Source organism: uncultured Negativibacillus sp., from assembly GCF_944388365.1.
Classification (GTDB): Bacteria; Bacillota; Clostridia; order Oscillospirales; family Ruminococcaceae; genus Negativibacillus.
This window is the reverse complement of record NZ_CALXIN010000103.1, coordinates 1-5,952: the sequence shown is the minus strand read 5'-3', so window position 1 is coordinate 5,952 and position 5,952 is coordinate 1. Positions and strand designations below refer to the sequence as shown.

Genomic DNA, 5,952 nt, shown 5'->3' with positions numbered 1-5,952 from the left:
TAATCACTTGCTGCCGATACAGCGGGGTTTCAAAAGGGGCTTGCCCCTTTCGTTGGGGGTGTTGGGACCAAGAGGTCCCAACTGAATCTTTGCCTACTTTCTTTTCACAAGAAAGTAGGCGCGGGTGCGGGTCGCGTAGACCCGCAATGTTCTTGTAGGGACTACCCTACAAAGTCGATTTGCAGGCTTACGCAGCCTGCACTGCGATTACTTTCCTTTCACGAGGAAAGTAATCAAAGGCGTGCCAAAGAGGAAGTGTCCTCTTTGGAAACACCTCTGGAGGGGCAAGACCGCACCTCTGTTTCCTGCGTTGTCCTGCTTTTTTGTGTGCGGTCCCGAGAATGGGCAAAGCCCATTCTCCGAACTTTTCTGCAGAAAAGTTACTCCCCTCGGGAACTTCGCATAGCGAAGTTCTCTCCCCCTGTCTGCTCCGCCAGCAAGCAAATGTCAGGTATTGCACCTACCACTTCGGGCAGCAGAGTGCTTTTGTCGAGCGTACTTACTGCTGATACAGTGGGGGATCAAAGGGGATCATGCCTGACCCCCTTAGCTGGAGGTCAAGGAACCAGGAGGTTCCTTGTGTGCTCTTTGTGAAACTTTCTTCACATAAGAAAGTTTCCGCAGGCGCGGGCTGCGTAAGCCCGCACGGTTCCTGCAGGAATCAACCTGCAAACACGATTTCCGCACTCGAACTTTGGGCAAAAGAAAACAGGGGAGTTTCCTCCCCTGTTTAGAGTCAAATTATAAATGCAGCGCAAACCACGATAGCACGTCCCGCATCACTTCGTCGCGGTTGGTTTCGTTGAGCAGCTCGTGCCGCGCCTGCGGATACAGCCAGACCGTCAGGTCATGGATGCTGGCCTTGGTCAGTTGGCGCTCAATCTGCATAATGCCCTTGCCGTAGTTGCCCACAGGGTCCATGCTGCCCGAAATCATCAGCATCGGCAGGTTCTGGTCCAGCGTCTTGTACCATAGACGGGTGTTGCAGTAGTATTGCAGACACAGCAGGTCCAGATAGGCCGAGGCGGTGAACTCAAAACCGCACAGCGGGTCGGCAATGTAGGCGTTGACCATCTCATCGTCGCGGCTCAGCCATGCAAATTCGGTCTTGGGATGGTCGTAGCGGCGGTTGTATGAACCAAAGATCAGCTTGTACAGCTGGACAGAATGTGCCATCGGTCCCTTGGAAGCGATGATTTTGCGGCATAGCAGCATTCCGGCCTTGGAGGCAGGATTGGGTCCGGCAGTGCCGCACAGCACGACGCCGCGCAGCAGGGAAGAATATTTGGACAGGTATAGCCGTGCGATCATCGATCCCATGCTGTGTCCGAACAGAAACACGGGAAGATCAGGATAACGCTGCTGTAATTGCAGGGTGATGCGGTGCAGGTCCTCGATCAGATACTGATAGCCTTTTTCGGGGGCAAAGTAGCCCAGATGGGCGCTGTCCTGACAGCTTTTTCCGTGACCAAGATGGTCGTTGCCGCAGACAACAAAGCCCTCCGAAGCTAGAAAGCGAAAGAACGGCAGATAACGGTCGATGTGCTCGCACATGCCGTGGGAAATCTGCACGATACCGCGCAGCGCGGATTTGGGTTGGGCCAATCGGCAGAAAAGTGTTTCCCCTTCGCAGGAGGATGGCAGGGAAAACGTCTGCCACAGGATGGTTGCTTCATCCTGCTGGGAGGTAATGTTCATGTTCACAAAAAAGCCCCCTTTCCTTGCGCGACCCGTTTACAGGGAAGCGGTTTTTTGGTAGACGCTCTTGTCGGTCACCTCATGCAGGGTGCCGTTTTCATCCACGGTGAAAAAGGTGACATGTGCAAATTTTTTCCAGATGCGGTGCAGAATCGAGTTTTTGGTCTGCGGCATACCGGTGACAACATAGGCGGTCTTGTTGTCCTTGATGTACTGGACGATGGTCTTGAAGGTGTCCTGCGCATACATGACGTTCATCATGGCGCCGTTTTGTGTGGAAATATTAAATAGGTACTGAATCGCCTCGGGATTTGCCGGATATTCGTTGCTCTGTACATTCAACACGATTAAATCGGTTTTGGAGATGTCGGCAACGCTCCGACCTGCTTGAATCAGGCGTTCACACTGAAACTGGTTGGTGACCAGTACAGCGGTGCTCTTGGAGGAAGTGGTCAGTTGAGTTTTTTTCATATCCATGTTTATCCATCCTATTCAGCGTTGGTAATGTATATTATGTGAAGATACTATGAGTCGAAGCGGAAGCAAAGAACCCAGCAATTTGCACGAAAAAGCGATGGGTTCGCCTCCTGTTACTTCCCATTATAAACTATATTTATGAACAAAGTATGTCCTCAAAGGAAAGTTACAGGAGATTATAAAATCCGGGTAAAAAAATTGCCGTCAAAGTACACACAAACCTCTTTTTTACATTGACAAAAGAGGGACAGAGGAATAAAATAAATCAGTATGATTGAATTATTTATCGCATCAGTTTGCGGAAATCAGGCGGTTTGTGTGAGCATCCTTGCAAGGCTGGTAGAGTAGAAAGGACAGGGATAGATAGATATGGCAAGATATGAGGGCGTTTCGGTTTCTGTAATCCGCAGGTTGCCGAGGTATCACAGATTTTTATATGATCTTCTGCAAAAGGGAGTTCACCGCATCTCCTCGCGGGAGCTGGCAGAGCTGATGAGCCTGACCGCCTCGCAGATTCGTCAGGACCTCAACTGCTTCGGCGGATTTGGTCAGCAGGGCTACGGCTACAATGTGGATGCACTTTACGAAGAAATTGGTAAAATCCTGGGACTGGACAAAAATCTCAAAATCATCCTGCTGGGCGCAGGCAATCTGGGTATGGCACTGGTCAAACACCTCTCGTTTGAAGCAAAGGGTTTCCAGCTGGTGGGCATCTTTGACCAGAACCCAAAACTGATCGGACAGAAGATTCACGGCGTTGAAATCATGTCCGAGAGCACACTGGAGAGCTTCTGCAAGGAGGTAAAACCGGATGCAGCCATCCTGTGCCTGCCAAAGGAAGTGGTCGAGGATCTGGGCGATCGCCTCATCAGCTACGGCGTGCGCGGATTCTGGAACTTCTCCCACTACGACCTGGGACTGCGTCACCGCGACAGCGACACTCCGATTGCAGTCGAAAACGTCCATCTGGGCGACAGCCTGATGACCCTGTGCTATCAGGTTACCCAGCTCGACGAAGAATAACAGTAAATAAACCTCCCTTTTGCCGAACCATCCGGCAAAAGGGAGGTTTTTGTTTTGGAGTGTCGCAGACTGTCCTCTTTTTGATAAATGTAAAGAAATTTTAAGGAATGTGTGAAATGATTGTTGTCTTGTAGTATTTGGTTTGCAAGAATCGTTGTAGTAAGCAGAGCCAGGAAAGGGAATTCTGTCCAACTTTGGAAAATTACATCGAAATTTTATCAAAACAAGATGACAAACTACAAAACCACCATGTTATAGTCAACACAGAGGGGGCAGATGATATGAAAGAATTTACGCTGAATATGTTGTCGCACGCAGATACAGTCAAGGGACAGGGCGTTCTGTCCGCTTACGAGGAGGAGCTGCGCCTGGTGACAGGCAGACTGCGCTTTACCATGAAGGACGGAGAGCAGTGCCGCCTCAATGTCAAGGTCAATGCCAAGGAGTTGGGCACCGTCACCCACATCCACACCGTCAATCCGCAGTTTTTCCTGCAGATGCCGCTGCTCAAGCTGCGCGGCACCACCGTGGCGTCGGTGCACTTTCTGCCCGAAACGGTGGACCAGAGCCTGCGCCTGCCAAAGCTGTTCCGCAAAGCGTTCTATACCTACCTGATTCAGTGCTATAAGAGTGTGGACCATCTGGTCACCGTCAATCCATGCTTTATTCCAAAGCTGGCAGCCTACGGCATCGATCCGGAGAAGGTCACCTACATTCCAAACTATGTGTCGGGCAAGGTGTTCTATCCCGCCGATGCACAGGAGAAAAAGGAGCTGCGCCGTCAGTACGGACTGAGTGAGGACAAATTTACCGTCGTCTGTGCCGGTCAGCTGCAGACCCGAAAGGGCGTGCTGGAGTATGCACAGCTTGCCGAGAGTATGCCGCAGATGCAGTTTGTCTGGGCAGGAGACTTTGCCTTCGGCGCCATCAGCGACGGCCGCCGCGAGATCGAAAAGCTGCTGCGCGACCATCCGAGCAATCTGACCTTCACCGGATTGATCGAGCGGGAAAAGATGCCCGACATCTACCGCATGGGCGATGTAATGCTGCTGCCGAGCTTTGACGAGCTGTTCCCGATGACCGTGCTGGAGGCGATGAGCTGTGGCATTCCGATTCTGCTGCGCGACCTCGACCTGTATCCGATCATTCTGGACGGATACTACCTCAAGGCTTCGGACAATGAAGGCTTTGTTGAGCAGCTGACCAGACTTTCTCAGGATGCCGGCTACTATGAGCAGGCGATGCAGATGAGCCGCGCCGGCAACGAGTTTTACAGTGAGGAACATGTTCTGTCGATGTGGCAGGCATTTTATCAGGAGATGCTGGAGGAAAGTTTGAGCAAACAGCAGCTCAAACGCCGCAAAAAACTGCTTCAGTTTGCAGGAGGATCCCGATGAGCGTTCAGGAGAAAAAATACGGGCGTGGGCTTGTATTTATCGGAGTGACCTTTGTGGCGCTGTGCCTGTGGCTTTGCCGGCAGTATACCCTGCAAAGCCTGTGGGAACTGGTGCGCGGAGTGCGGCCGGTCTGGATGGTGGCAGCGCTGGGCCTGATGGTGGTCTACTGGGGTCTGGAGACGATGGGTCTGCATCTGGCAGTGCGCCGCTTTGCTCCCAGACAGCAGCTGTGGGACACCTTTCGGGCGACGATGGTGGGACAGTTTTTTAACTGTATCACCCCTTTTGCCAGCGGCGGCCAGCCGATGCAGGCGCTGTATCTGGTCAAAAAGGGGGTCTCCCTCTCGTTTGCAAGCTGCTCGCTGATGATTAAGTTTATCGTCTACCAGTTTGTGCTGACCCTGTATTCGGCGTTTACGCTGGTCTGGTGCTTTAAGAGCTTTGCCGGCCAGATTTCCAGCGTGGGCTGGCTGACCTTTGTGGGCTTTGGAGTCAACCTCCTGGTCATCGCGGCGCTGCTGTGTCTGGGATTTTTCCGCCGTCCCACCGAGCGGTTTTTGTACGGCGTGATCGCACTGCTGCAAAAACTGCACCTGATCGGAGAGGACAAAGCACAGGCAGCCCGTCAGCGCTGTCAGAAGGAGCTGGGCGAGTTTTACGAGGGCTTTGCCCAGATGCGCCGCGATGTGTGCGGCATCATGAAGATGTCAGCGCTGACCGCCATGCAGCTGACCGCCTTTTTCCTCATCCCGCTGTGCATCTTTAACGGCTTTGGATTGGGCAAGGCGGATGTGCTGCTGATGATCTGCGCAGGCGCGTTTGTATTAAACTTTACTTCCTTTATCCCGCTGCCAGGAGCGGCAGCAGGTGCGGAGATCGGATTTCACACCATCTTCCGCATCTTTTTCCCTGGCAGCTTTCTGAGTCTGGCAATTCTGCTGTGGCGGCTGCTGACCTTCTATCTGCCGATTCTGGTGGGTGGCTGTGTCACTGCGACGGCAGGCGTCTGGGGAAAAGGAGCTAGTGCATCTGAATAACCGAGCAAAATAAAAAAGAGGGGATATCCCCTCTTTTTTTGTTTTGGTTTTGTATGTTAGGCATCCATTTTGCCCATCCAGAAGGCGATGGCAGTTCCTGCCACCAGAGTAATCACCGACAGCACCGTCTGGAAGCCTGGTGTGTAGCCGGCATTGAGGCAGATTGGCAGAATCGAACCGGCGATCAGTCCCAGAATCGCAAAGTAGGTCTGCTGCTCGTAGCGGCGCAGGCACAGATTGATGACCTTGGCGCCCAGCAGGATACCTGCCAGTACACCGATGGCGACCGGAATCAGCACCGGAATGTTCATCGACGAGAT

At 52.6% G+C, this 5,952-nt stretch carries 6 protein-coding genes; 3 read left to right on the top strand and 3 right to left on the bottom strand.

The window, feature by feature from the left end:
- Window positions 1-741 precede the first annotated feature (741 nt).
- Together Q0L39_RS10165 and Q0L39_RS10160 are read right to left on the bottom strand one after the other, a co-directional pair.
- Window positions 742-1,698 carry an alpha/beta fold hydrolase gene (locus tag Q0L39_RS10165; protein ID WP_296628891.1) on the bottom strand — a complete coding sequence of 319 codons (957 nt, stop codon included), beginning with the start codon at window positions 1,696-1,698 and terminating at the stop codon, window positions 742-744.
- A gap of 36 nt (window positions 1,699-1,734) precedes the next feature.
- Window positions 1,735-2,175 (bottom strand): hypothetical protein, encoded by a 441-nt coding sequence (locus tag Q0L39_RS10160; protein WP_296628890.1) that lies wholly within the window; start codon window positions 2,173-2,175, stop codon window positions 1,735-1,737.
- Window positions 2,176-2,544: 369 nt separating this feature from the next.
- Here Q0L39_RS10160 and Q0L39_RS10155 point away from each other — a divergent pair, with 369 nt between their 5' ends.
- The 3 genes from Q0L39_RS10155 (at window position 2,545) to Q0L39_RS10145 (ending at window position 5,632) form a co-directional block, all read left to right on the top strand.
- A complete protein-coding gene (locus Q0L39_RS10155; protein ID WP_296628888.1) occupies window positions 2,545-3,198 on the top strand; it encodes a redox-sensing transcriptional repressor Rex in 654 nt (217 codons plus the stop codon).
- A 281-nt stretch (window positions 3,199-3,479) separates the two neighbouring features.
- Window positions 3,480-4,595 (top strand): glycosyltransferase family 4 protein, encoded by a 1,116-nt coding sequence (locus Q0L39_RS10150; protein ID WP_296628887.1) that lies wholly within the window; start codon window positions 3,480-3,482, stop codon window positions 4,593-4,595.
- Window positions 4,592-5,632 carry a lysylphosphatidylglycerol synthase transmembrane domain-containing protein gene (locus tag Q0L39_RS10145; protein ID WP_296628885.1) on the top strand — a complete coding sequence of 347 codons (1,041 nt, stop codon included), beginning with the start codon at window positions 4,592-4,594 and terminating at the stop codon, window positions 5,630-5,632. The genes Q0L39_RS10150 and Q0L39_RS10145 overlap by 4 nt, the downstream gene beginning before the upstream one ends.
- A 56-nt stretch (window positions 5,633-5,688) precedes the next feature.
- Here the strand turns inward: Q0L39_RS10145 and Q0L39_RS10140 are convergent.
- A partial coding sequence (locus Q0L39_RS10140) for a DUF368 domain-containing protein (RefSeq protein ID WP_296628883.1) occupies window positions 5,689-5,952 on the bottom strand: 264 nt, incomplete at its 5' end.